General features: G+C 61.5%; 22 protein-coding genes. 11 read left to right on the top strand and 11 right to left on the bottom strand.

Annotated features, from left to right (window positions below; all coding sequences use genetic code 11):
• The first annotated feature begins 6 nt into the window (after nucleotides 1-6).
• The 9 genes from ACIPZC_RS16965 (at nucleotide 7) to ACIPZC_RS16925 (ending at nucleotide 8,173) form a co-directional block, all read left to right on the top strand.
• A complete protein-coding gene (locus ACIPZC_RS16965; protein WP_400628320.1) occupies nucleotides 7-1,653 on the top strand; it encodes an AMP-binding protein in 1,647 nt (548 codons plus the stop codon).
• 13 nt (nucleotides 1,654-1,666) lie between these two features.
• On the top strand, nucleotides 1,667-2,434 hold the full coding sequence (locus tag ACIPZC_RS16960; protein WP_400628318.1) for an SDR family NAD(P)-dependent oxidoreductase: 768 nt from the start codon (nucleotides 1,667-1,669) through the stop codon (nucleotides 2,432-2,434).
• 11 nt (nucleotides 2,435-2,445) lie between these two features.
• On the top strand, nucleotides 2,446-3,639 hold the full coding sequence (locus ACIPZC_RS16955) for an acetyl-CoA C-acyltransferase (protein WP_400628316.1): 1,194 nt from the start codon (nucleotides 2,446-2,448) through the stop codon (nucleotides 3,637-3,639).
• Nucleotides 3,640-3,647: 8 nt separating this feature from the next.
• Nucleotides 3,648-4,775, top strand: a complete 1,128-nt coding sequence (locus ACIPZC_RS16950) for an acyl-CoA dehydrogenase (protein WP_400628314.1) — start codon at nucleotides 3,648-3,650, stop codon at nucleotides 4,773-4,775.
• A 13-nt stretch (nucleotides 4,776-4,788) separates the two neighbouring features.
• Nucleotides 4,789-5,562, top strand: coding sequence for an enoyl-CoA hydratase (locus tag ACIPZC_RS16945; protein ID WP_241806998.1), 774 nt, complete (start codon nucleotides 4,789-4,791; stop codon nucleotides 5,560-5,562).
• 648 nt (nucleotides 5,563-6,210) lie between these two features.
• Nucleotides 6,211-6,615 (top strand): TraR/DksA C4-type zinc finger protein, encoded by a 405-nt coding sequence (locus tag ACIPZC_RS16940; protein WP_012315289.1) that lies wholly within the window; start codon nucleotides 6,211-6,213, stop codon nucleotides 6,613-6,615.
• Nucleotides 6,616-6,798: 183 nt separating this feature from the next.
• A complete protein-coding gene (locus ACIPZC_RS16935) occupies nucleotides 6,799-6,993 on the top strand; it encodes a hypothetical protein (protein ID WP_241806996.1) in 195 nt (64 codons plus the stop codon).
• 500 nt (nucleotides 6,994-7,493) lie between these two features.
• Complete coding sequence (locus ACIPZC_RS16930) at nucleotides 7,494-7,964, top strand: hypothetical protein (protein WP_241806995.1); 471 nt, start codon at nucleotides 7,494-7,496, stop codon at nucleotides 7,962-7,964.
• Nucleotides 7,961-8,173: a hypothetical protein gene (locus ACIPZC_RS16925; protein WP_400628311.1), complete on the top strand. Its 213-nt coding sequence runs from the start codon at nucleotides 7,961-7,963 to the stop codon at nucleotides 8,171-8,173. The genes ACIPZC_RS16930 and ACIPZC_RS16925 overlap by 4 nt, the downstream gene beginning before the upstream one ends.
• A 12-nt stretch (nucleotides 8,174-8,185) precedes the next feature.
• Here the strand turns inward: ACIPZC_RS16925 and ACIPZC_RS16920 are convergent, their stop codons facing one another.
• From ACIPZC_RS16920 to ACIPZC_RS16890, 7 genes are all read right to left on the bottom strand, one after another.
• Nucleotides 8,186-8,551, bottom strand: a complete 366-nt coding sequence (locus ACIPZC_RS16920; protein WP_241806993.1) for a Na+/H+ antiporter subunit G — start codon at nucleotides 8,549-8,551, stop codon at nucleotides 8,186-8,188.
• On the bottom strand, nucleotides 8,548-8,826 hold the full coding sequence (locus ACIPZC_RS16915) for a K+/H+ antiporter subunit F (RefSeq protein WP_241806992.1): 279 nt from the start codon (nucleotides 8,824-8,826) through the stop codon (nucleotides 8,548-8,550). Before ACIPZC_RS16915 ends, ACIPZC_RS16920 begins: the two co-directional genes overlap by 4 nt.
• Nucleotides 8,823-9,311, bottom strand: coding sequence for a Na+/H+ antiporter subunit E (locus ACIPZC_RS16910; protein WP_400628308.1), 489 nt, complete (start codon nucleotides 9,309-9,311; stop codon nucleotides 8,823-8,825). The genes ACIPZC_RS16915 and ACIPZC_RS16910 overlap by 4 nt, the downstream gene beginning before the upstream one ends.
• Nucleotides 9,308-10,987: a monovalent cation/H+ antiporter subunit D gene (locus ACIPZC_RS16905; RefSeq protein ID WP_400628306.1), complete on the bottom strand. Its 1,680-nt coding sequence runs from the start codon at nucleotides 10,985-10,987 to the stop codon at nucleotides 9,308-9,310. The genes ACIPZC_RS16910 and ACIPZC_RS16905 overlap by 4 nt, the downstream gene beginning before the upstream one ends.
• Entirely contained in the window at nucleotides 10,984-11,328 is a 345-nt protein-coding gene (locus ACIPZC_RS16900; protein ID WP_043213881.1) for a Na+/H+ antiporter subunit C, read from the bottom strand. The genes ACIPZC_RS16905 and ACIPZC_RS16900 overlap by 4 nt, the downstream gene beginning before the upstream one ends.
• Nucleotides 11,328-14,243: a monovalent cation/H+ antiporter subunit A gene (locus ACIPZC_RS16895; protein ID WP_241806989.1), complete on the bottom strand. Its 2,916-nt coding sequence runs from the start codon at nucleotides 14,241-14,243 to the stop codon at nucleotides 11,328-11,330. Before ACIPZC_RS16895 ends, ACIPZC_RS16900 begins: the two co-directional genes overlap by 1 nt.
• 150 nt (nucleotides 14,244-14,393) lie before the next feature.
• On the bottom strand, nucleotides 14,394-15,338 hold the full coding sequence (locus ACIPZC_RS16890) for a DMT family transporter (protein WP_400628303.1): 945 nt from the start codon (nucleotides 15,336-15,338) through the stop codon (nucleotides 14,394-14,396).
• An 83-nt stretch (nucleotides 15,339-15,421) separates the two neighbouring features.
• Between ACIPZC_RS16890 and ACIPZC_RS16885 the strand changes: the two genes are divergently transcribed.
• Nucleotides 15,422-15,985 carry a helix-turn-helix domain-containing protein gene (locus ACIPZC_RS16885; RefSeq protein WP_400628301.1) on the top strand — a complete coding sequence of 188 codons (564 nt, stop codon included), beginning with the start codon at nucleotides 15,422-15,424 and terminating at the stop codon, nucleotides 15,983-15,985.
• A gap of 26 nt (nucleotides 15,986-16,011) precedes the next feature.
• Here ACIPZC_RS16885 and ACIPZC_RS16880 read toward each other — a convergent pair whose 3' ends face one another.
• Both ACIPZC_RS16880 and ACIPZC_RS16875 read right to left on the bottom strand, forming a co-directional pair.
• Nucleotides 16,012-16,782 (bottom strand): alpha/beta hydrolase family protein, encoded by a 771-nt coding sequence (locus tag ACIPZC_RS16880; RefSeq protein ID WP_400628299.1) that lies wholly within the window; start codon nucleotides 16,780-16,782, stop codon nucleotides 16,012-16,014.
• Entirely contained in the window at nucleotides 16,766-17,884 is a 1,119-nt protein-coding gene (locus ACIPZC_RS16875) for a DUF3182 family protein (RefSeq protein ID WP_400628297.1), read from the bottom strand. The genes ACIPZC_RS16880 and ACIPZC_RS16875 overlap by 17 nt, the downstream gene beginning before the upstream one ends.
• A 214-nt stretch (nucleotides 17,885-18,098) precedes the next feature.
• On the opposite strand from ACIPZC_RS16875, the gene ACIPZC_RS16870 reads away from it, so the two are divergent.
• Nucleotides 18,099-19,907 (top strand): aminopeptidase P family protein, encoded by a 1,809-nt coding sequence (locus ACIPZC_RS16870; protein ID WP_400628467.1) that lies wholly within the window; start codon nucleotides 18,099-18,101, stop codon nucleotides 19,905-19,907.
• 56 nt (nucleotides 19,908-19,963) lie between these two features.
• Here ACIPZC_RS16870 and ACIPZC_RS16865 read toward each other — a convergent pair whose 3' ends face one another.
• Together ACIPZC_RS16865 and rhtA are read right to left on the bottom strand one after the other, a co-directional pair.
• On the bottom strand, nucleotides 19,964-20,245 hold the full coding sequence (locus ACIPZC_RS16865; protein ID WP_400628295.1) for a hypothetical protein: 282 nt from the start codon (nucleotides 20,243-20,245) through the stop codon (nucleotides 19,964-19,966).
• A 188-nt stretch (nucleotides 20,246-20,433) separates the two neighbouring features.
• Entirely contained in the window at nucleotides 20,434-21,321 is an 888-nt protein-coding gene (rhtA, locus tag ACIPZC_RS16860) for a threonine/homoserine exporter RhtA (protein WP_400628293.1), read from the bottom strand.
• Between the last annotated feature and the right edge of the window lie 347 nt (nucleotides 21,322-21,668).

Below are 21,668 nucleotides of genomic sequence, written 5' to 3'. Positions count from 1 at the left end.
CCGACGATGCGCGATTACATCGAGGCAGCTCGTGCGTTCGACCATGGCCAGGCTGCTGCCGCGGCGCTGCATGGCGACCTCCAAGCCCTCAATGCCTGTGTCGAATGCTGTGACCGCCATGCCGGTGCCGGCAAGCTGGCGCTGATTCACGAAGACCGCGATGGCAACACGGCGCGGTTCAGTTTCGACCAGCTCAAGGCGCAGTCTGCGCGTTTTGCCAATGTGCTCAGAACCCACGGCGTGGGCCCCGGTGATCGGGTGGCTGGGCTGATGCCACGTACTCCCGAGCTTCTTGTCACCATCCTCGCCACCTGGCGCCTTGGCGCTGTGTACCAGCCTCTGTTCACTGCGTTCGGCCCCAAGGCTATCGAGCACCGCCTTGAGCAGTCGCATGCCCGCGTAGTCGTTACCGACAGCCTCAACCGTGGCAAGCTGGACGAGGTGCAGGCCTGCCCGACCATCATCACGGTCAATGCCCGCGCCGGCGAGCTGGACTACCAGCAGTGCCTGGCGGGCGCCCCGAGCGACTGCGAACCGGTAATGCGCTCAGGTGGCGATCCGTTCTTGCTGATGTTCACCTCAGGCACCACCGGCCCGGCGAAACCGCTGGAGGTGCCGCTGCGTGCCATTGTCGCGTTTCAGGGCTACATGCGCGACGCCATCGACCTGCGCAGCGAAGACAACTTCTGGAACCTGGCCGACCCGGGGTGGGCCTATGGCCTGTATTACGCAGTTACCGGCCCGTTGTCGCTGGGCCATGCCACCACGTTCTACGATGGCCCGTTCAGCGTCGAAAGCTGCGCGCGGGTGATCGACAAGCTCGGTATCACCAACCTGGCAGGCTCGCCCACTGCGTACCGCATGCTGATTGCGGCCGGCAGTGCTTTCTCGGCGCCCGTCAAGGGCCGCCTGCGCGCAGTCAGCAGTGCCGGTGAGCCGCTCAACCCCGAGGTGATCCGCTGGTTCGCCAATGAGCTGGGCGTGACCATCCACGACCATTACGGCCAGACCGAACTGGGTATGGTGCTGTGCAACCACCACGGCCTTTCACACCCCGTACACCTGGGGTCTGCCGGCTTCGCCGTCCCCGGCCATCGCATTGTGGTGCTGGACGAGCAGGGTGAAGAACTGCCGGTCGGCCAGCCGGGCATCCTTGCCGTCGACCGCGAGCAATCGCCACTTTGCTGGTTCGGTGGCTACCGCGGGCTGCCGACCAAAGCGTTCATCGGCAAGTACTACCTCAGTGGTGACACCGTCGAGCTCAACGCGGATGGCAGCATCAGCTTCGTTGGCCGCAGTGACGATGTGATTACCACCTCCGGCTATCGCGTCGGGCCGTTCGACGTCGAAAGCGCGTTGATCGAGCACCCCGCGGTGGTCGAGGCCGCCGTCATCGGCAAGCCGGACCCGGAACGGACCGAGCTGATCAAGGCTTTCGTGGTGCTGGCCCAGGGCGTCGTCGGTTGCGCCGAACTGGAAGAAGCGCTGCGTCAGCATGTGCGCCAGCGCCTGTATGCCCATGCCTACCCCCGCGAAATCGAATTCGTCAGCGAGCTGCCCAAGACCCCGAGCGGCAAGCTGCAACGCTTCATCCTGCGCAACCAGGAAGTCGCCAAACAACACGTGCAACAGGCCACCCCTGCCAGCGCCTGAAAGGAAACCGATCATGCAGATAGCCACTAAACACTACATTGTCAGCGGTGCCGCCTCCGGGCTGGGTGCTGCCACTGCGCAGATGCTGGTCGAGGCCGGCGCCAAGGTCATGCTGGTCGACCTCAACGCTCAGGCCGTCGAGGCCAAGGCCCGTGAACTGGGTGACAACGCCCGCTTCGCCGTGGCCGACATCAGCGACGAGCAGGCTGCCCACGCGGCCGTCGATGCAGCCGTCAGTGCCTTTGGCAGCTTGCATGGCCTGGTCAATTGCGCCGGCATCGTCGGCGCCGAGAAGGTGCTGGGCAAACAGGGCCCGCATGGCCTTGCCAGCTTCGCCAAGGTCATCAACGTCAACCTGATCGGCAGCTTCAATTTGCTGCGCCTGGCCGCTGCAGCCATGGCCGAAGGGGCCGCCGATGAGGCGGGCGAGCGTGGGGTGATCATCAACACCGCCTCCATCGCTGCCTACGACGGCCAGATCGGTCAGGCTGCCTACGCTGCCTCCAAGGGCGCCATTGCCAGCCTCACCTTGCCGGCCGCTCGCGAACTGGCACGCTTTGGCATCCGTGTGATGACCATCGCACCGGGCATCTTCGAAACGCCGATGATGGCAGGCATGACCGAAGAGGTACGTGCTTCGCTGGCTGCCGGTGTGCCGTTCCCACCGCGCCTGGGCCGCCCGCAGGAATACGCAGCGCTGGCCCGTCACATCATCGAGAACAGCATGCTCAACGGCGAGGTGATCCGCCTCGACGGTGCACTGCGCATGGCTGCCAAGTAAGGAGCGTGAACATGACCCTCGCCAATGATCCGATCGTTATCGTCAGCGCCGTGCGCACGCCCATGGGCGGCCTGCAGGGCGATCTGAAAAGCCTGACCGCGCCACAGCTGGGCAGCGCGGCCATTCGTGGTGCCGTGGAACGTGCCGGCATCGATGCCGCCAGTGTCGAGCAAGTGCTGTTTGGCTGCGTGCTACCGGCCGGCCTGGGCCAGGCGCCAGCGCGCCAGGCTGCACTGGGTGCCGGGCTGGACAAGCACACCACCTGCACCACCCTCAACAAAATGTGCGGCTCGGGCATGCAGGCCGCGATCATGGCCCATGACCTGCTGTTGGCCGGGACCGCGGACGTGGTGGTGGCGGGCGGCATGGAGAGCATGAGCAACGCCCCGTATCTGCTGGACAAAGCCCGTGGCGGCTACCGCATGGGCCACGGCAGGATCATTGACCACATGTTCATGGACGGCCTGGAAGACGCCTATGACAAGGGCCGCCTGATGGGCACCTTCGCCGAAGACTGCGCCCAGGCCACAGGCTTGAGCCGTGAAGCCCAGGACCAGTTCGCCATTGCCTCGCTTACCCGTGCCCAGGACGCGATCCGCAGCGGCCGCTTTACCGCCGAGATCGTGCCGGTGGAAGTCAGCGAGGGCAAGGAAAAGCGCGTCATCAAGGAGGACGAGCAGCCGCCCAAGGCGCGCCTGGACAAGATCCCGCAGCTCAAGCCTGCCTTCCGTGAAGGGGGTACGGTGACCGCCGCCAACGCCAGTTCGATCTCCGACGGTGCTGCGGCGCTGGTCCTGATGCGCCGCTCCGAAGCCGACAAGCGCGGCCTCAAAGCCCTGGCAGTCATCCACGGCCACGCGGCCTTCGCAGACACCCCGGCGCTATTCCCGACTGCGCCGATCGGGGCCATCGACAGGTTGATGAAACGCACCGGCTGGAACCTGGCCGAGGTCGACCTGTTCGAGATCAACGAGGCCTTCGCTGTGGTCACGCTGGCGGCCATGAAACACCTTGACCTGCCACACGACAAGGTCAACATCCACGGCGGCGCCTGCGCCCTTGGCCACCCGATTGGTGCTTCCGGCGCACGCATCCTGGTGACCTTGCTGTCGGCCCTTCGCCAGAACAACCTGCGCCGCGGCGTGGCGGCCATCTGCATTGGCGGCGGCGAGGCCACGGCCATGGCCGTCGAATGCCTGTACTGAGGTGAACCATGCTGGTAACTGACGAGCAACAACAGATCGCCGATGCAGTACGCGCTTTTGCCCAGGAGCGGCTGAAACCCTTTGCCGCGCAGTGGGACCAGGAACACCGCTTCCCCAAGGAGGCCATCGAGGAGATGGCTGAGCTGGGCCTGTTCGGCATGCTGGTCCCGGAGCAATGGGGTGGCAGTGACACCGGTTACGTGGCCTACGCCATGGCCTTGGAAGAAATCGCCGCGGGTGATGGTGCCTGCTCGACCATCATGAGCGTGCACAACTCGGTAGGGTGTGTACCGATCCTGCGTTTTGGCAGCGAGCAGCAGAAGGCGCAGTTTCTCACCCCCCTGGCAACTGGCGCGATGCTGGGTGCCTTTGCCCTCACCGAGCCTCAGGCTGGCTCCGATGCGAGCAGCCTGAAGGCCCGTGCGCGCCTGGAGGGTGACCATTATGTGCTCAATGGCAGCAAGCAGTTCATCACCTCTGGGCAGAACGCCGGGGTGGTGATCGTGTTTGCCGTGACTGACCCAGAAGCCGGCAAGCGTGGGATCAGCGCCTTCATCGTGCCCACCGATTCACCGGGCTACCAGGTAGCGCGGGTCGAGGACAAGCTCGGCCAGCACGCCTCCGACACCTGCCAGATCGTCTTCGACAACGTGCACGTGCCGGTGGCCAACCGCCTGGGCGCAGAGGGCGAGGGCTACAAGATCGCTCTGGCCAACCTTGAAGGCGGGCGCATCGGTATTGCCTCGCAGGCCGTGGGCATGGCCCGTGCAGCGTTCGAAGTGGCGCGGGACTACGCCAAGGAGCGGCAAAGCTTCGGCAAGGCACTGGTCGAGCACCAGGCCGTGGCCTTCCGCCTGGCCGACATGGCGACGAAAATTGCCGTGGCGCGGCAGATGGTGCTGCACGCCGCCGCGCTACGCGACGCCGGGCGCCCGGCGTTGGTGGAAGCGTCGATGGCCAAGCTGTTTGCCTCGGAAATGGCCGAAAAGGTCTGTTCGGATGCCTTGCAGACCCTGGGCGGTTATGGCTATCTGAGTGACTTCCCGCTGGAGCGGATCTACCGCGACGTGCGGGTTTGCCAGATCTACGAAGGCACCAGCGACATTCAGCGCATGGTCATTGCGCGCAATCTTTGAAGGAGCAGTCTGCATGGCATTCGAAACCATCCTGTTGGATATTCACGGTAAGGTCGGCCTGATTACCCTTAACCGGCCCCAGGCGCTCAATGCGCTCAACGCGCAGATCGTCAGTGAGATCAACCAGGCCCTGGACCAGCTCGAGCGTGACCCGAATATCGGCTGCGTGGTGCTGACGGGTTCGGCCAAAGCCTTTGCCGCCGGCGCCGATATCAAGGAAATGGCCGAACTCAAATACCCGCAGATCTACGTCGATGACCTGTTCAGCGATGCCGACCGCATTGCCAACCGCCGCAAGCCGATTATCGCTGCGGTGTCGGGTTTTGCGTTGGGCGGTGGTTGTGAGCTGGCGATGATGTGCGACTTCATCCTGGCTGGCGACAATGCAAAGTTCGGGCAGCCGGAAATCAACCTGGGCGTACTGCCGGGCATGGGCGGTACCCAGCGCCTGACCCGTGCCGTGGGCAAGGCCAAGGCCATGGAGCTGTGCCTGACGGGGCGCCTGATGGGGGCTGAGGAGGCGGAGCGGGCAGGCCTGGTTGCGCGCGTGGTGCCACAGGCCGAACTGGTGGAGGAGGCATTGAAAGTGGCTGCAACCATTGCTGGCAAGTCGATCCCGGTGAGCATGATGGTCAAGGAAAGCGTCAACCGGGCCTTTGAAGTCACGCTGAGCGAAGGTGTGCGTTTCGAGCGCCGTGTGTTTCATGCCGCATTTGCCACTGAAGACCAGAAGGAAGGGATGGCGGCGTTCATTGCCAAGCGTGAGGCTCAGTTCAAGGACTGCTGAGCTGCACCAGCAGGGGCAGCGAAACTGCCCCTGCTGATGATCAGGCCTGATGGATGAAGAAGTACCGCTTTGCCGCAGCCAGGTCGATCGGGCTGCGATGCACTTCGGTCTCATGCCCGCCTGCGTTCTCTGTTCCACCGCCTGCGTTGTCAGCGTTGCCGACAGGTCTTCGATTGCCTTGATGTTCAGTGCCGCATCGGCATCGTGGACGCACTCGTCCGTCTGGTTGGCACGGGTCAAGCGCAGTTCGATGGCTGCGCGGTGGTGGTCAAGGCCTTCGCGGTGCAGCAGTAGTATCTTTTCGATCTCCATTGGCAGATAAGTGTTGGCCTTGGTGCCTTGCATCAGGGCCAGGCTGCTTCTTGCTGTCTGGAGGCGGGGGCCATGAAACCGCCCGGGTTATCTGCCTTGGCTTTAAAGGTGTACTGCCAGCGACATCGTCCGTGCGGCAAGTCGCTGCCGTCAGGCGTAAACCATGTCATTTCGGTCAATTACCCCGTGATTGGTGTTGCCCCTCGCGACGTGGGGCCTTAGACTGCCGCCCCCTGCAAAAGAGTGCCGATTGGCGCTTGAAGAATTCTGTTGCCAATGCCGAGGCGTTGGCGACACCCGAATCGCCCAAATGCACATTTTTTCATAGAGAAATCGATGACCAAGGAACAGTTGCTGGCCATGTCGGCCGATGACTACATGAACGCTGATCAGCTGGCCTTCTTCACTGGCCTGCTGCAGGCGATGAAAGTAGAAACCCATGAACGCATCGAGCTGAGCCGTGCCACCATCGAAAGCCTGGATACCCCGTCGGATCCTGCCGACGTGGCCTCGGTCGAAGAAGAGCGTCACTGGTTGGTTAATGCCATCGAACGTGATCAGCGTTTGCTGCCGCAGCTGGAAATGGCCTTGGGCCGTATCGCTGACGAAAGCTTCGGCTGGTGCGATGACAGTGGTGAACCGATCGGCCTGCAGCGTCTGCTGATCAGCCCGACCACCAAGTACTGCATCGAAGCCCAGGAGCGCCACGAGCAGCTCGATCGCCACCAGCGCCAGATCTGACCGAGCGGTGTGTGCCAAGGCCCCACGGAGCAATCCTTGGGGCTTTTTGCGTTTGCTGGCGGGTGCGGGCTGGTTCGTTGCTGCTGACGCAATACTGCTATACCAATGTTGGCTTTTTTCGGCAGGGTGGCGGGCGTATCATGGCTATATAGTTAGGTTGCTAAGTAAATTCCGGAGGGGATGATGAATAGCCGAGTCGATATAGCCGTGATGATTGGCTCAGGTGTGCCCGCTGCCTTGCAGGTGTTGGGCCGCCGAGTATGCTGGGTGGTACTGGTGGACGGCGAACGTCGGGGCCCTGCGTTTGCGACACGTGATGAGGCGCGGGCGTGTCAGGTGGCCTGGCTGGAGCAGCTGGAGAAAGGCCGAGCCGCCTGACTGTGGTTCAGTTTTCGAGGCTGCGGGCCAGCTCGCAGGCATCATGGTGGCGACGCCGAAAGCCCTTTACTCTACCGGTAGCGCTTTCGGTGACGTGGAAGAACTCGATGCCGGCAGCTATCACGACGTAACGCGGTGTGAGGCGAGAATAAATGCGCTTTGCCTCTCGACGTGTTTCTGTGTTTTCGTGCATATTTCCTTCCCAGTAATGCGCTGATGGATTGCAGAGCCCGTTCTGCCGAAGGGCCTGGCGTTATCTATCGCATCTTTTCTGACGGAATAGTTGTAAGACATTACGCTTCCCGGTTGGGGAATGTGCCTAAACCCGTCCTTTGGGCGAAGTCTGGCAAGCAGGAGTAAAGATTCCTCCATGCTGTATAGCCAGAAGGCACAGACGTTATGCACATCGCTTCATTACTCTTTTCGCCTATCGAAATGAAAGGGCCGTGCCTCACCGATGGTGAGTGGGGGCGGATGTTACCGATTTGAGGATTACTTCATTGGCAGTCAGTACTCTGGATACCCACGCTTTGTTCGCCCTTGGCGATTTGCGCGGTAAGTTGGCCAAGCTGTTTCAGGGCCGTTTCGTTTATGTCACCGAGCAAAGTCCCGAAGGCTTGTATATGGCCGAAATCGACACCGAGAGTGCGTTGGTAGTCGATGACAAGCAGCGTTTGGAATTGAAGGTGGGGGATCACTTTCGTGCTGCCGTATTGCCCAGTCGTGAGGGCGGCAAGTTGGAAATGCGCTTTCGCGAGATCAAACTGAACGTCTATGGTGTCGGCGACTATGCCTTTGTCTCGGTGCCGCAAGGTGAAGGTATCGTGTTTCGTGAAGGCCAAGGCGTAATGCTGGTGTTCGCGGCTCAACAGCAAGTCCAGGAGGGCTTGGGCAAGCTGCTCAAGGCCGTTACCGGTAAGGTCGCGAAATGGCGCAAGGGTGAATTGACCACGTTCAAGGCGAGTGAATGAACGAGGCGCAAGAGGCGGATGGCGGCCGTGGCGCGTTCCATCGACAACATCAGGCCATGGCCTTGGCACAGGCAGAACGTTTGCTGGCGCGACGCGATGAGATGAAGGGGGCCTGGTTGACCTGGGTGGCGGCCCAGCTCTATCAATTAGGCCCACCTCCCTACGTCGCGATGGTGCGGCGAGAGTTGCAGCGGATCACCCAGCAATGAGCCTGCCGCACATCAATTGCCACCCTCCTGGCTATTACTGACTTCTTCGGGTACCGCTTCCCCGGCCATGCGTTTGCGAAACAGCGCCGCCCTGGCCAGTAACAGGGTAGTGACCGGTACGGTGATCGACAGTAGAACAGGGATCAACCAGGCGTGCAGTACCGGGCCTTGCTTGAGCCATGAAAAGTAGATGATCGAAGCCAAGGCAACGCACCAGGCTCCGATGGTCGAGGCCAGGGCTGGCGGGTGCATGCGCTGGAAATAATCCTTGAGGCGCAGCAGGCCAATGGCCCCGATCAGCGCGAACAGGCTGCCGAGCAGCAGCAGGGCGGCGGTAATGAGCTCGAGCCAGAGCGGTAGTTCAAGAACCTCGGTCATTCTATTACCTCGCCACGCAGCAGGAACTTGGCCAAGGCAAACGAGCCGACAAAGCCGAACAGTGCAATCAATAGTGCACCTTCAAAGTAGGTATCGCTGGCATAGCGGATCCCCAGTACCAGCATCATGAGCATGCCCAGGATGTACAGGTAGTCCAGTGCCAGTACCCGGTCCTGGGCGGAGGGGCCGCGAAACAGCCGGATCAGCGTCAGGCCCATGGCCAGGGCAAAGATGAACAAGCTGGCGAGCACTGCGTAGGCTAGCAGGCCTGTCATTGGAAAATCTCCATCAGCGGTCGTTCGTAGGCGTGTTTGAAGTGCTCGATGAAGGCGTTTTCATCCTTGAGGTCGAACACGTGCAGCAGCAGGACGCTGCGGTCCAGTGCCAGCTCTGACCAGACGGTACCGGGCACCACGGTGGTGATCATCGACAGTGCTGCCAGGCCGTGGGCATCGCGCAGGTCCAGTGGGATATGGACAAAGGCTGAGCGAGGCGGGTGTTGCCCGGCGCGCAAAACGCTGAGGGCTACTTGCAGGTTGGACTGGATGACGTCGTTACCCACCCGGCCCAGCAGTTTTACGACCATCAGCGGCCTGCGTACGCGGGCGTGCTGGGGGCGCAGTGGCGCCATCAGCAGCGGCGCCAGAATGCCAAGCACGGCGGCGAGCAGCAGGTTGCCCGGGCTTACCGACAGATTCAGCAGCAGCCACAGTACGAACAGCGCGACAGACAGCAGCGGTGCGGGGAAAAGTCGGCTCATGGCTGCACCTGTGCGTCGAGCGTGGTCGGGCCGGGTATCGGCTGCGCGGCCATCACGGCCTTGATGTAGGTGTCAGGGGCCTGCAGGCTGGCAGCCGTGTCCTGGGTGTATCGTAGCAGCGGCTCGGCCCGGAAACTGAGCATGATGCACAGGCCCAGCAAAATGACGATCGGCAGGCATTCATAGTGCCGCAGTACTGGAGAGGGGCGCTCTTCAGGCTTCCAGAAACGCTGGATGCCCACGCGGCCGAAAGCGATCAGCGAGGCCATGCCAGACAGGACGAGCAGGACTACCAGCGCCCAGCCGGCTGCAGACAGCGGGCGTTCGCTCGGCATTCCCAACCCCAGTGGGTTGAACAGCGCACTGATCAAGTTGAGTTTGCCGACGAAGCCAGACAGCGGTGGCATGCCGATGATCAGCAACGCACAGGCAATGAAGCTCAGGCCCAGGAACGCCATGGTCCAGGGAATGATCTGGCCGATCACTGCCTTCTGCTCATCGTCGAGGTTGATCCCTTTGGGCGGGTGCAGTGATTCCAGTGGCGAGGGCATGCTGCCTTCTTCGTCCTCCAGCGGCGGCTCGTTGGCCGAGCGAGAGCGTTCCACCAGTTCGGCGAGCAGGAACAGGGCACACAGTGCCAACGTCGAGTTGACCAGATAGAACAGGGCCGCACCCGTCAGGGCCGGCTGGGCGAAGCCGATCGCGCCCAGCAGGGTGCCTGCCGAAACCAGTATGCTCAGTGCCGCCATGCGCTCCAGTCGCTGTGCGGCAAGGATCGATACGGCTGCGATGGCAAGGGTGACCAAGCCCCCGTAGATCAGCCATTGCCCACCGAAATGCGCCGATGCACCGGCCTGGCCCGAGAAGAACAGGGACCAGAGCCGCAATACAGCGTACAAGCCGACCTTGGTCATGATGGCGAACAATGCGGCGACGGGTGCGCTGGCCGAGGCATACGCCGGTACCAGCCAGAAATTCAGCGGCCAGATGCCGGCCTTCGCCAGGAAGGCTACGGCCAGGATTGCCGCGCCCGCGTGCAGCAAACCACGGTCGGCCTCGGGCACCAACGGTACTTTCAGCGCGAGGTCGGCCATGTTCAGGGTGCCGGTCACACCGTAAAGCATTGCGGCGCCAATCAGAAACAGCGAAGAGGCGAACAGGTTAATGGCGATGTAATGCAGGCCGGCGCGCACCCGCGCTCTTCCCGAACCGTGCAGCAGCAGGCCATAAGAGGCCGCTAGCAGCACTTCGAAAAAGACGAACAGGTTGAACAGGTCGGCGGTCAGGAAGGCGCCATACAGGCCCATCAACTGGATCTGGAACAGTGCGTGGAAGCTGGCGCCGGCGCTGTCCCAGCGGGCGCGAGCGAACAGCAGGGCGCTGATGCCGATGACCCCGGTCAACGTCAGCATCAGCGCCGAAAGGTGATCAACCACCAGCACGATGCCAAAAGGCGCGGGCCAGTTGCCCGGCAGATACACGCCAATCGATTCCGCCTGGCCCTGGACGCGCACCCACAACAGCAAGCTGACGGCGATGATCAGCCCGCTGAAGGTCGACAGCAGGTTGAGGCGTGCCTTGAGCAGGCGGTGCTTGTCGCCCAGTATCAGCATCACTGCGGCGGTCAGCAGCGGCAGCAGGATGGGGGCGACGATCAGTCGGCTCATCTCGCTCATTCTTCACGCTCCCGGCCATCCACGTGGTCGGTGCCGGTCAGGCCGCGAGATGCCAGCAGCACCACCAGGAACAGGGCGGTCATGGCAAAGCTGATGACGATGGCCGTCAGAACCAGTGCCTGGGGCAGCGGATCGGTGTAGTGCAGCAGGTCCTGGGTCACGCCTTCCTTGATGATCGGCTCCTTGCCGATGAACAGGCTGCCCATGCTGAAGATGAACAGGTTGACGCCGTACGATAGCAGGCACAGGCCCATGATCACCTGGTAGGTCCGAGGGCGCAGGATAAGCCACACGCCCGATGCGGCCAGTACGCCGATGGCGACTGCAATGACTTCTTCCATCAGGCGGCTCCTGCTTGGCTGGGTTTCGACGGATTACCCGGGCGGTAGGCTCGCACCGACTGGTGGGCCAGGGCAGTGAGGATCAGCAGGGTCGAACCGACCACCACGGTGTACACGCCGACGTCGAAGAACAGCGCGCTGGCCACGTGCACATCGCCGAGCACTGGCAGGTGCAGGTGGGCGGTATGGGTGGTCAGGAACGGGTAGCCCAGCAGCATGGCGCCGCCCCCGGTCAGGGTCGCACAGAGTAGCCCGGTGCCCATCCAGCGCAGTGGGCGCAGGCTCATCTGGGCTTCGACCCATTGGGTGCCTGCGACCATGTACTGGAGGATGAATGCCACCGACATCACCAGGCCCGCGACAAAGCCGCCGCCAGGCTGGTTGTGGCCGCGCATGAACAGGTACATCGAGATCAGCAGGGCGATCGGCAGCAGCAGCCGTACCAGCACTGCAGGCACCATCATGAAGCCCAAAGCTGTGTCGGTGGCATGGCGCGGGTTGATCAGGTCGGTGACCACGTCAGGTGCAAGCTGGCGCTGCTGAGCTGGCAACTGCATGCTCTCCTTGGGTGGGCGGAAGCGGCGCAGCAGGGCGAATACGGTCAGGGCGACGGCCACCAGCACGGTGATCTCGCCCAGTGTGTCGAAGCCGCGGAAGTCAACCAGCATCACGTTGACCACATTGGTACCGCCACCTTGTGGCAAGGCCCGGCTCAGATAGAACGAAGAAATGTCGTTCGGCGTGGGTCGTGTCAGCATGGCGTAGGACAGCAGCGCCATGCCACCGCCGACCAGGATCGCCAGCAGCAGGTCGCGCAGGCGGCGCATGCGGGCGCGGTCGAGGCTCCCGGGCAGCGGCGAGACACCTTCGATACGCCGCGGCAACCAGCGCAGGCCAAGCAGGATCAGTACCGTGGTGACCACCTCGACGACCAGTTGGGTCAGTGCCAGGTCAGGTGCGGAGAACCAGACGAAGGTGATGCAGGTCATGAGGCCGCAGACGCCGACCATGATCAAGGCCGCCAAGCGGTGATACTTGGCTTGGTAGGCAGCGCCGATGGCGCAGGCGATAGCGATCACCCAGAGGGCGACGAACACACCTGACCCCGGGATTTTCGGGCGGTCACCCCAACTCAGGCCGCTGTACAGCATGGGTGTGAGCCCAGCGAGGAAGGCGGCGAGCACCAGCATGAACAGCTGCGCTTGCAGGCGGCGAGTGGTCAGCAGCCCCTCGATGCGCCTGGCCAGTAACATCAGGTGCACCTGGCCGTGCTCGAACAGGCGCTTGCCATTGAACCGCTCGATCAGGGGTGGATACGGGAAGCGCCCTCGGCGCAACTGCTTGCGCAACAGCAGGTACAGCACGATACCGCCGCTCATGGCCACCAGGCTCATGATCAGCGGGGCATTCCAGCCGTGCCAGATGGCCAGGCTGTACTCGGGCAGCGTACCACCCACCACCGGAAGGGCTGCAGCGGCCAGCAAGGGGCCGACCGACTGGGCAGGGAAAATGCCCACCACCAGGCAGGTGAGAACCAGCAGTTCGACGGGTGCGCGCATCCAGCGAGGCGGTTCGTGAGGTGTGTGAGGCAGGTCTTGGGCGGCAGGGCCAAAGAATACGTCGACGGTGAAGCGCAAGGCGTAGGCCACGCTGAAGGTGCCGGCCAGGGTCGCTATCACTGGCAGCGTGGCCTCGACCCAGGCCGTGGAGCTGATGAACACAGTTTCGGCGAAGAACATTTCCTTGGACAGGAAGCCGTTCATCAATGGCACGCCGGCCATCGAGGCGCTGGCCACCATCGCCAGGGTCGCGGTGTACGGCACCAGCCGGATCAGCCCGCTGAGGCGGCGGATGTCGCGGGTGCCGCTTTCGTGGTCGATGATGCCGGCGGCCATGAACAGCGAAGCCTTGAACGTGGCATGGTTGAGTATGTGAAACACGGCGGCCACTGCCGCGAGTGGGCTGTTCAAGCCCAATAGCAGCGTGATCAGGCCCAGGTGGCTGATGGTCGAATACGCCAGCAGGCCCTTGAGATCATTCTGAAACATCGCTGCGAAAGCACCCAGCAGCAAGGTTATGGCCCCCGCGCCACCGACGATCCAGAACCACTCTTCGGTGCCCGAAAGCACCGGCCACAGCCGTGCCAGCAAGAACACCCCGGCCTTCACCATGGTCGCTGAGTGCAGATAAGCTGAAACCGGGGTGGGTGCGGCCATGGCATGAGGTAGCCAGAACTGAAAGGGGAACTGCGCGCTCTTGCTCAATGCGCCGACCAGGATCAGCGGCAGCAGCACTGGATACAGCGCGTGCTGGCGAATGGTCTCACCAGCAGCCAGCACTTTGTCCAGGTCATAGCTGCCCACCACATGGCCGAGCAACAAGGCGCCGACCAACAGGCACAGGCCCCCGGCACCGGTCACCATCAACGCCATATAGGCGCCGCGTCGGGCGTCGGCGCGGTGGTGCCAGTAGCCGATCAGCAGGAACGAGAACAGGCTGGTCAGCTCCCAGAAAAACACCAGCTGGATCAGGTTGCCCGAGATTACCAGGCCGAGCATGGCGCCCATGAACGCCAGAAAGAAGGCAAAGAAGCGGGGTACCGGGTCTTGTGGCGACATGTAGTAGCGCGCATACAGCGACACCAGGGTGCCTATGCCCAGCACCAGCAACGAGAACAGCCAGGCGAAGCCATCCATGCGCAGGACCAGGTTCAGGCCCAGGCTTGGCAACCAGAGGAACTCCTCGCGGATCACACCGCCGTGGGCAACCTGGGGGTATAGCAGTGCTACCTGAACGGTACCGACCAGGGCCACCAGCCCAGCCAGGATGGACTCGGCGTTACGTGCGTTGTGCGGCAGCACAGCTGCCAGGCAACTGCCCACGAACGGCAGAAGCAGTAGCACTATCAAGGACATAGCGTTCTATTCTGGAAAGGTTTGTCAAGGATCATACGTGCCGAGCGGTTGATCACCAACACGCAAGCTGTCGCAGAATCATACAAACAAGGTGTGACAGGCGGTTTTTTTATAACAGTTTCTTACAGAGCATAGCTGTTGTTCGCTGTTTTACAGGCCGCCTTCGCGTTCGCCCTCCAGCTCGAGCGCTTCGCTGGCTGGGCGATGGCGTCGCACTTTGAGTTCGCTCACCACCACGGCGATGACGATCAGCAGCCCGCCCAGCAAGGCAACCCCGGGCAGGCGCTCGCCGGCGAGGCGGCCGACGATCCCGGCCCACACCGGCTCGCCGGCGTAGATCAGGGTGGCGCGGGTAGGCGATACTGATTTTTGCGCCCAGTTCATCGCCACCTGGATCACGGCACTCATGGCGCCCAGGCCCAGTGCGCTGAGCAGCAACAGCCAGGAAAAGTCGGGGATGGGCTCCTGCGTCGGTACGATCATCAGGAACGAGAGCAGCGAGGCGGTGGCCAGTTGCACAACGGTGACGCGGCGCACATCGACCTGTCCGGCATACCGGCTGATCAGAATGATCTCGGCGGCGATGGCCACGGCACTCACCAATGTCACCACTTCACCCTCGCTGAAATGCAGGGACCCGCCCTCGGGGCCAGCGAGCAGCATCAGGCCGAGGAACGCCAGGCAGATACCCAGGCTTGGCATCAGCCCTGGACGGCGGCCAAGCACTAGCCATTGCAACAGCGGTACGAAGGGAACATACAGCGCAGTAATAAAGGCCGACTGGCTGCTGCTGATGGTCTGCAGGCCCATGGTTTGCAAACCATAACCCAGCATGATGGTCGCCCCGATCAGCACGCCAGCCTTTATTTCGGTGAATGTCAGCCCAGGCAGCGCGCGTACCGAGACGAGCCCCACGAACAAGGCCGCTGCAGCAAACCTCAGGCCGACGAAGAACATCGGGCCACTCACGGTCATGACGTTGTGCACCAGCAAGAAGGTGCCGCCCCACAGCATGGTGATGAACACCAGTACCACCTCGGCTTTGCTCAGGCGCAAGGAGACGGTGGTTTGCTGAGGGATGATCGGTTGGCTCATGGTCTTGCTTACTCTGAAGGGGCAGCGCACAATCGCCGCAAAGTGGGCAGTATACTGCGCAACCGGTTAAAGTGAGCAATATAGTGCACAGAGATTCCGCGCACCGTGCTTCGGTGCTGCAGCATGTGAGCCTCAACGTTCGTGGCCTGCGCAATGCAGCGGGGATGAGCCAGAGTGCCTTGGCCGAACGCTCAGGTGTCAGCCGGCGCATGCTGGTGGCGATCGAGGCCGGTGAAAAGAATGTCAGCCTGACGACGCTCGACCTGATAGCCGAAGCGTTGGGGGTCGCCTTCAGTCGGCTGATCCAGGCGCCCGACCAGCGCGATACCAGCCGCATCGACGAGCTGGCCTGGGCCGGTGAGCATCCCCAGAGCAAAGCGGTGCTCCTGGCCAGCAGCGCCGCGCGGCGAGAGGTGGAGATCTGGGAGTGGACTCTGGCACCCGGTGAGTGCTACACCAGCGAGGCCGATGCCGAGGGCTGGAGCGAACAGATTTACGTGGCCGAAGGGCAACTGACCCTGATCATTGAGCAGACCGAACACTGCCTGCACGTGGGGCAGTTTCATGTGTTTCCCAGTGACTGCCTCTATGCCTACCGCAACGATGGTGACGTGCCGACGCGTTTCGTACGCAATGTGGTGATTTGAACGGTCAGTTTTTCACAAGGCCATCCTCAGGCATACCAGGGGGCGTAGTGGGGATAACGGTCCAGGCGTGCACCCGTCACCATCTCGCTGACCCACGAAGCGAGGATCGAGCTGTAGGCTTTTTGGCTTTCTTCACTCGATAGTGCGTGGTCGGCACCATCGACTATGCGGTGGGTCAGTGAATGGGCGCTGATGAAGGCCGAGCGATAGCTCATCAGCGTGGTGTGCGGCACATAGTCATCCTGTTCAGATTCCACCAGCAGCACGTCACCCGCGAACTGGGCGCAGGCGGCCAGTGCACGATTGTCACTGGGGCCAAGCAGGCGTTGGCGGTAGGCATTCAGGCGTTGACGGTCCAGCGTTTGTTTGGGCGTGTCCCATTCCTCGTCCCAGTACAATGCCGGTACGCGTAGGGCCAGCCACTTCACTGGCCGTTGCAGTGTCAGCAGGGTGGCCAGATAACCACCGTAGCTGCTGCCAATGACGGCTATGGCGCTGCTGTCTACGGCGGGATGGCTGACCAGGCGATCGTAAGCTGCCAGCAAGTCTTTGAGATTCTGTTCGCGGGTTACGGTGAGGCGCTGGCTTTCGGTTTTTTCGTGACCGCGCAGGTCAAAGGTCATGCAGACACAACCCAAGCCGGTGATATGCCGGGCCCGAGCAAGGTCGCGTTGCTGGCTGCCGCCCCAACCATGTACGAAAAGGATGCCGGGCATTTTGCTGCCGGGGCTGACCAGAGTGCCGCTAATGCTTTCATCCTCGACCTGCAGCTCGATGGTTTCACTCTGAATGGCCATGCTCGCGAATCCTCGCGTATTTGCAGAATTGTCCGAGTTCACTGTCGTTTCCTTGATAGAAGAGGGTGGCGTCAGTGGGAAGGTTGGGCGTGCCGAATATTTCGTGGGTGGAGGCACGCACCCGTTGCAGTGCCGGGTCATCGGCAAAGGCTTGTAGGGCCAGTAGCTCTGCGCTGCTAGCGCCGCCCAGGCGCCAGGATTGTTCGAGCACGCCACTGCGCATATGGCCCTCATGGTTTTTGCCGCGGGCGATGTCGTAGTTGCGCCGGGAGGCGATGAAGCCTGGGAAGTGCTGCTCGGCTGCATGCTCATAGGTCAGGGCCTGGTTGACGGCAAGGCGCAGGTGGTCCTCCAGCGGCAGTTGCAACAAGGCATGGTAGTCGCCGCGCACCACCATCAGATCGGAACCTCCGTAAACCTCCGTGCCTTGGTGGTCCAGGGTCAGTTGCTGGGTGCCGAAGTAGCTGCAGGTCAGGCCGGCGACACGCACTTGGCCGACGCTGAAGGTTTCGACCTCACTGAGGTCCTCCTCCAGCACAAGCCCCCACAGTGCCAGGTCCTGATCGTCGATGTTGGCCAGTAAAGGCTCCAGTTTATCCAGTTCAACGATCACCTGTTGGCCGCGCCCCGCGCGAGCCAGCACAGGTTTGAGCCGCACTGCGCGATCACGCAGTAGTAGCTGCGCGGCTCGTCGGGCATCGGCTTTGCTGAATACGGTGTAACCGCACAGCAGCGCATCGCTGGCCTGGCGGCCGAAGTCGTCAGTCCAGCCTATGGGGAAGGTGGCATTGGCAGGCAAAGAATGGGAGATCGCCTTGGTTGCCATATAAGGGTGGCTGACCAAGCCACCGAACAGGTCATGTTCAGTGTGGATGCCCAGGTGGGCATAGCGTTGCGGGTCGATGAGGGTTTCTGTGGGGAGGTAGTAATAGCGGTCGGCCGCTTTGGGGGGCTTGTCTGGGGTCACTCGCGTGCATCCGAGAAGCTCGGCCAGGCCCTCAGCCAGCTTCAGGTGCACTGCGTGTTCGTGCTCTGGAGTGTGCTCGCGAGTATCGAGGAGGACGACCCCCGCTTTTGATTCGCAGGTGCTGGGCATGGGCATCAGCCTGTCTGCAATGAATGTACTGCTTGTGAAGCCCGGGGTTTGGGGAAGTTCATGTGGAAGCGATCGGTGGTTCGTGAAGGCTCCTACTGCTTTCATTCTTGCGCGCGCAGGGTTGGCTTGCAGGCCGGGAGTCGGTCGTCGAGATTGCAGGGTGAGGTTGGCTGTTCCATTATCTTGCCTTTGGATCAATCGAGATACCGCAGGAGTGCGAATGAACGTTCAAACCACCCGTGAGCAGAGTGTGCCCGAGCGCCTGATGCGCGTGCGCGAGGTAATGGCCAGGGATGGGATTGATGCCCTGCTGGTGCCCTCTGCCGACCCCCACCTTTCTGAGTACCTACCGGGCTACTGGCAGGGGCGGCGGTGGCTGTCGGGCTTCGATGGCTCGGTGGGTACGTTGGTTGTCACTGCGGATTTCGCCGGCGTGTGGGCCGATAGCCGTTACTGGGAACAAGCCCTCAAGGAGCTGGCAGGTAGCGGCATCGAACTCATGAAGCTGCTGCCGGGTAAGCCGGGTGCATTGGAGTGGCTGGGCGACAATGTCCGGGCCGAAGGCGCAGTGGCCGTGGACGGGGCGGTCATGGCCCTGGCGTCTGCGCGTCAGCTCGAGGAGCGTCTCAAGGGCAGGGACATTCGCTTGGTAACCCATCAGGATTTGCTGGCCGAAGTTTGGGAAGGGCGCCCTGCGCTGCCAGGTAACCCGGTGTATCAGCACCTGCCGCCTCACGCCACTGTCAGTCGGTCGCAAAAACTTGCCCAGTTGCGCCGCACCATGGAAGAGAAGGGCGCAGACTGGCACTTCATCGCGACCCTGGATGACATCGCCTGGTTGTTCAATTTGCGTGGTAGTGATGTTTCCTACAACCCGGTATTCGTTTCCTTCGCATTGATCAGCCAACAGCAGGCCACTTTGTTCGTCGGTGCTGGAAAGGTTGATGAGCATTTGCGCCAAGTACTGGAAGCCGATGGTATCGAGGTGCGTGATTATTCGCAGGTTGGCGAGGCGCTGTCAGCGATACCTGCCGGCGGCCGGCTTTTGGTCGACCCTGCGCGCGTGACGTGTGGCCTGCTCAAGAACCTGGGCCCGCAGGTGTCGCTGATTGAGGGGTTGAACCCGACGACATTGAGCAAATCACGCAAGGGTGAAGAGGAGCTGGTGCACATCCGCCGCGTCATGGAGCAGGATGGCGCAGCTTTGTGCGAGTTCTTCGCTTGGTTTGAAGCGAGTCAGGGAAAGGAGGCCATCACCGAACTGACCATCGATGAGAAATTGAGTGCTGCCCGTGCACGGCGCCCCGATTTTGTCTCGCTGAGCTTCTCTACCATTGCTGCCTTCAACGCCAATGGTGCAATGCCCCATTACCGTGCCACGGAGCAGTCTCACGCGGTCATTGAAGGTAACGGTTTGCTGCTGATCGACTCGGGAGGACAGTATCTGGGTGGTACCACCGACATCACGCGGATGGTGCCGGTCGGCACGCCAAGCATTGAGCAGAAACAGGATTGCACCCGGGTGCTCAAGGGCATGATCGCTCTGTCACGCGCCACGTTCCCGCGCGGAATTCTGTCGCCACTGCTCGATGCGATCGCAAGGGCACCGATTTGGGCGGATCAGGTCGACTATGGCCATGGCACTGGCCACGGTGTCGGCTATTTCATGAATGTGCATGAAGGGCCGCAGGTCATTGCGTATCAGGCTGCAACCACACCGCAGACCGCCATGCAGGAGGGGATGATCAGCTCCATCGAGCCTGGGACCTATCGCCCTGGGGCTTGGGGTGTGCGCATCGAGAACCTGGTGGTCAACCGTGCATCGGGCCAAAGCGCGTTCGGGGATTTCCTCAATTTCGAGACCCTGACGTTATGCCCTATCGATACGCGTTGCCTGCTCACCGAGTCCCTCACCCAGGATGAACTTGCTTGGCTCAACGGCTACCACGCGACGGTCCGCGAGCGCCTTGCTCCCCTGTTGTCAGGCGATGGGTTGGCTTGGCTTGAGGCGCGAACAGCGGCTTTGTAAGCAGCCGATTTGGGCAGTGAATAGAAGAAGGGTAGCTCACGAGCTGCCCTTTCTGTTCACTTGCAGATAACGATCATACTGCGGCTGGTATAACCGGCCGGGTTGATGCCGAAGAGGTAATCACCCGGCTCCTCGTCGGCGTCTCCAGAGCGGGCGATGACCTTGTAACCGCGTGTGCTGCAAGCCGTGGCGGCCTTGCTATAGCACTTGTCCCAGGACGAGGAGAGGCCAGAACAGTTGATATGCAGGCCCTTCTTGCCTTTTTTGACCTCGGTCTTGGCCGTCGCGGCACATCCGGCAATGGCCAAGACGGCCAGGATGAGCAAAATACGTTTCATTCCTGTCCTTAAATGCAGGGTTGATCAGTTGTCTGACCCTGTCGTTATCGCTTCGGTTCTTCCTGAATAGTCTTTGGCATCCGTGTACATGCAAGTAGATAGCGTAGAGATTATGGTTCTGTGACAGCTTAATCAGCAGGGCTGCTCGCTACAATGGTCAATTCCGGGCCAATGAAAATATTTCTCAACTAATCGGCCGCTACCGGGGGCTTGGCGTCGCGGCGCATGGACAGCGTGGCGCCCACTGACGCGGCAATGATGGCGAGAATGGCCAGCCACTGGGTCAAGCTCAGCAGCTCACCGAGGAACAATAAGCCGGAAAGGGCGCCAATGGCGGGTTCTATGCTCATCAGCGTGCCGAAAGTGCGTGCCGGCATGCGGGTCAGGGCGACCATTTCCAGGCTATAGGGGAGGGCAGTCGAGAGTATTGCAACGCCTAGGGCCAGCGGGATGAGGGCAGGTGTCAACAGTGCGGTGCCTGCATGAGCGATGCCGATCGGGGCAACGAATATCGCTGCGACCACTACACCCAGTGCTGCACTCTGAATCCCATGTTCTGCTCCGGCGCGTTGGCCAAACAGAATGTACAGGGCCCAGCACACGCCGGCACCCAGTGCATAGACGGCGCCCGTGAGGTCGAGGGGCTGGCCGCCATGGCCGACCGGGATCAGCAGCAGCAGGCCGCTGACTGCCAGCGCAATCCACAGGAAATCAACGGCGCGCCGCGATGCGAAAAGCGCTACGGCCAATGGGCCGGTGAACTCCAGGGCTACAGCGATGCCCAGTGGTGTTGTCTGCAGTGCCATATAGAAGAGGAAATTCATCCCGCCCAAGGCCATGCCATAGATGATCACATTACGGAGTGTCTGTGTGGTCATGCGTACGCGCCAGGGGCGCAGAATCAGCAGCATGATGATGCTGGCGAATATCAGGCGCAGTGTTGTGGTGCCTTGTGCGCCAATGATGGGGAACATGCTTTTGGCCAGAGACGCACCGGACTGAATCGATGCCATGGCGATAAGCAGCAGGCCTATAGGAAAAAGCGTAGTGGCCAGGCTGCGGGGCTGGGTGTTCATTTGTGCTTGGCATTCCTTCAGATGAGGGCTAGGTGTGCAATATAGTGCGCAAATGCAAGGGGGCGGTGCAAGGTGCCCTTAAAAACACCTTATTTGGCAAAATGGGTGTGATTTGAAATAACTCCTTGACACCGTCCCGAATCCCCTTATAATGCGCCCCACTTCCAGCGTGGTCTGAACGAGAAACTTCTTGAAATTCAATGAGTTGCTTAATCCAGGTAGTGCTGGAGGTGCTTCGGTCATCTGATCGATAGCGGTTGAAATGGTGGTTGACAGCGCTTCTAAACGCTGTATTATTCGCCTCCCGCTACGAGAGATCGAAGCGAGCCAAGTGTTTGAAGCTAAAC

This window comes from Pseudomonas sp. NPDC089743 (genome assembly GCF_044748785.1).
Lineage (GTDB): Bacteria > Pseudomonadota > Gammaproteobacteria > Pseudomonadales > Pseudomonadaceae > Aquipseudomonas > Aquipseudomonas putida_X.
The sequence above is the reverse complement of the archived record's forward strand: the minus strand, read 5'-3'. Positions and strand labels throughout refer to the sequence as shown.

What these genes read in the sequence shown, in the direction of transcription:
- ACIPZC_RS16965 (WP_400628320.1), top strand. Translation starts at nt 7, where the DNA reads ATGCGCGATTACATCGAGGCAGCTCGTGCGTTCGACCATGGCCAGGCT.
- ACIPZC_RS16960 (WP_400628318.1), top strand. Translation starts at nt 1,667, where the DNA reads ATGCAGATAGCCACTAAACACTACATTGTCAGCGGTGCCGCCTCCGGG.
- ACIPZC_RS16955 (WP_400628316.1), top strand. Translation starts at nt 2,446, where the DNA reads ATGACCCTCGCCAATGATCCGATCGTTATCGTCAGCGCCGTGCGCACG.
- ACIPZC_RS16950 (WP_400628314.1), top strand. Translation starts at nt 3,648, where the DNA reads ATGCTGGTAACTGACGAGCAACAACAGATCGCCGATGCAGTACGCGCT.
- ACIPZC_RS16945 (WP_241806998.1), top strand. Translation starts at nt 4,789, where the DNA reads ATGGCATTCGAAACCATCCTGTTGGATATTCACGGTAAGGTCGGCCTG.
- ACIPZC_RS16940 (WP_012315289.1), top strand. Translation starts at nt 6,211, where the DNA reads ATGACCAAGGAACAGTTGCTGGCCATGTCGGCCGATGACTACATGAAC.
- ACIPZC_RS16935 (WP_241806996.1), top strand. Translation starts at nt 6,799, where the DNA reads ATGAATAGCCGAGTCGATATAGCCGTGATGATTGGCTCAGGTGTGCCC.
- ACIPZC_RS16925 (WP_400628311.1), top strand. Translation starts at nt 7,961, where the DNA reads ATGAACGAGGCGCAAGAGGCGGATGGCGGCCGTGGCGCGTTCCATCGA.
- ACIPZC_RS16920 (WP_241806993.1), bottom strand. Translation starts at nt 8,551, where the DNA reads ATGACCGAGGTTCTTGAACTACCGCTCTGGCTCGAGCTCATTACCGCC.
- ACIPZC_RS16915 (WP_241806992.1), bottom strand. Translation starts at nt 8,826, where the DNA reads ATGACAGGCCTGCTAGCCTACGCAGTGCTCGCCAGCTTGTTCATCTTT.
- ACIPZC_RS16910 (WP_400628308.1), bottom strand. Translation starts at nt 9,311, where the DNA reads ATGAGCCGACTTTTCCCCGCACCGCTGCTGTCTGTCGCGCTGTTCGTA.
- ACIPZC_RS16905 (WP_400628306.1), bottom strand. Translation starts at nt 10,987, where the DNA reads ATGAGCGAGATGAGCCGACTGATCGTCGCCCCCATCCTGCTGCCGCTG.
- ACIPZC_RS16900 (WP_043213881.1), bottom strand. Translation starts at nt 11,328, where the DNA reads ATGGAAGAAGTCATTGCAGTCGCCATCGGCGTACTGGCCGCATCGGGC.
- ACIPZC_RS16895 (WP_241806989.1), bottom strand. Translation starts at nt 14,243, where the DNA reads ATGTCCTTGATAGTGCTACTGCTTCTGCCGTTCGTGGGCAGTTGCCTG.
- ACIPZC_RS16890 (WP_400628303.1), bottom strand. Translation starts at nt 15,338, where the DNA reads ATGAGCCAACCGATCATCCCTCAGCAAACCACCGTCTCCTTGCGCCTG.
- ACIPZC_RS16880 (WP_400628299.1), bottom strand. Translation starts at nt 16,782, where the DNA reads ATGGCCATTCAGAGTGAAACCATCGAGCTGCAGGTCGAGGATGAAAGC.
- ACIPZC_RS16875 (WP_400628297.1), bottom strand. Translation starts at nt 17,884, where the DNA reads ATGCCCATGCCCAGCACCTGCGAATCAAAAGCGGGGGTCGTCCTCCTC.
- ACIPZC_RS16870 (WP_400628467.1), top strand. Translation starts at nt 18,099, where the DNA reads ATGAACGTTCAAACCACCCGTGAGCAGAGTGTGCCCGAGCGCCTGATG.
- ACIPZC_RS16865 (WP_400628295.1), bottom strand. Translation starts at nt 20,245, where the DNA reads ATGAAACGTATTTTGCTCATCCTGGCCGTCTTGGCCATTGCCGGATGT.
- rhtA (WP_400628293.1), bottom strand. Translation starts at nt 21,321, where the DNA reads ATGAACACCCAGCCCCGCAGCCTGGCCACTACGCTTTTTCCTATAGGC.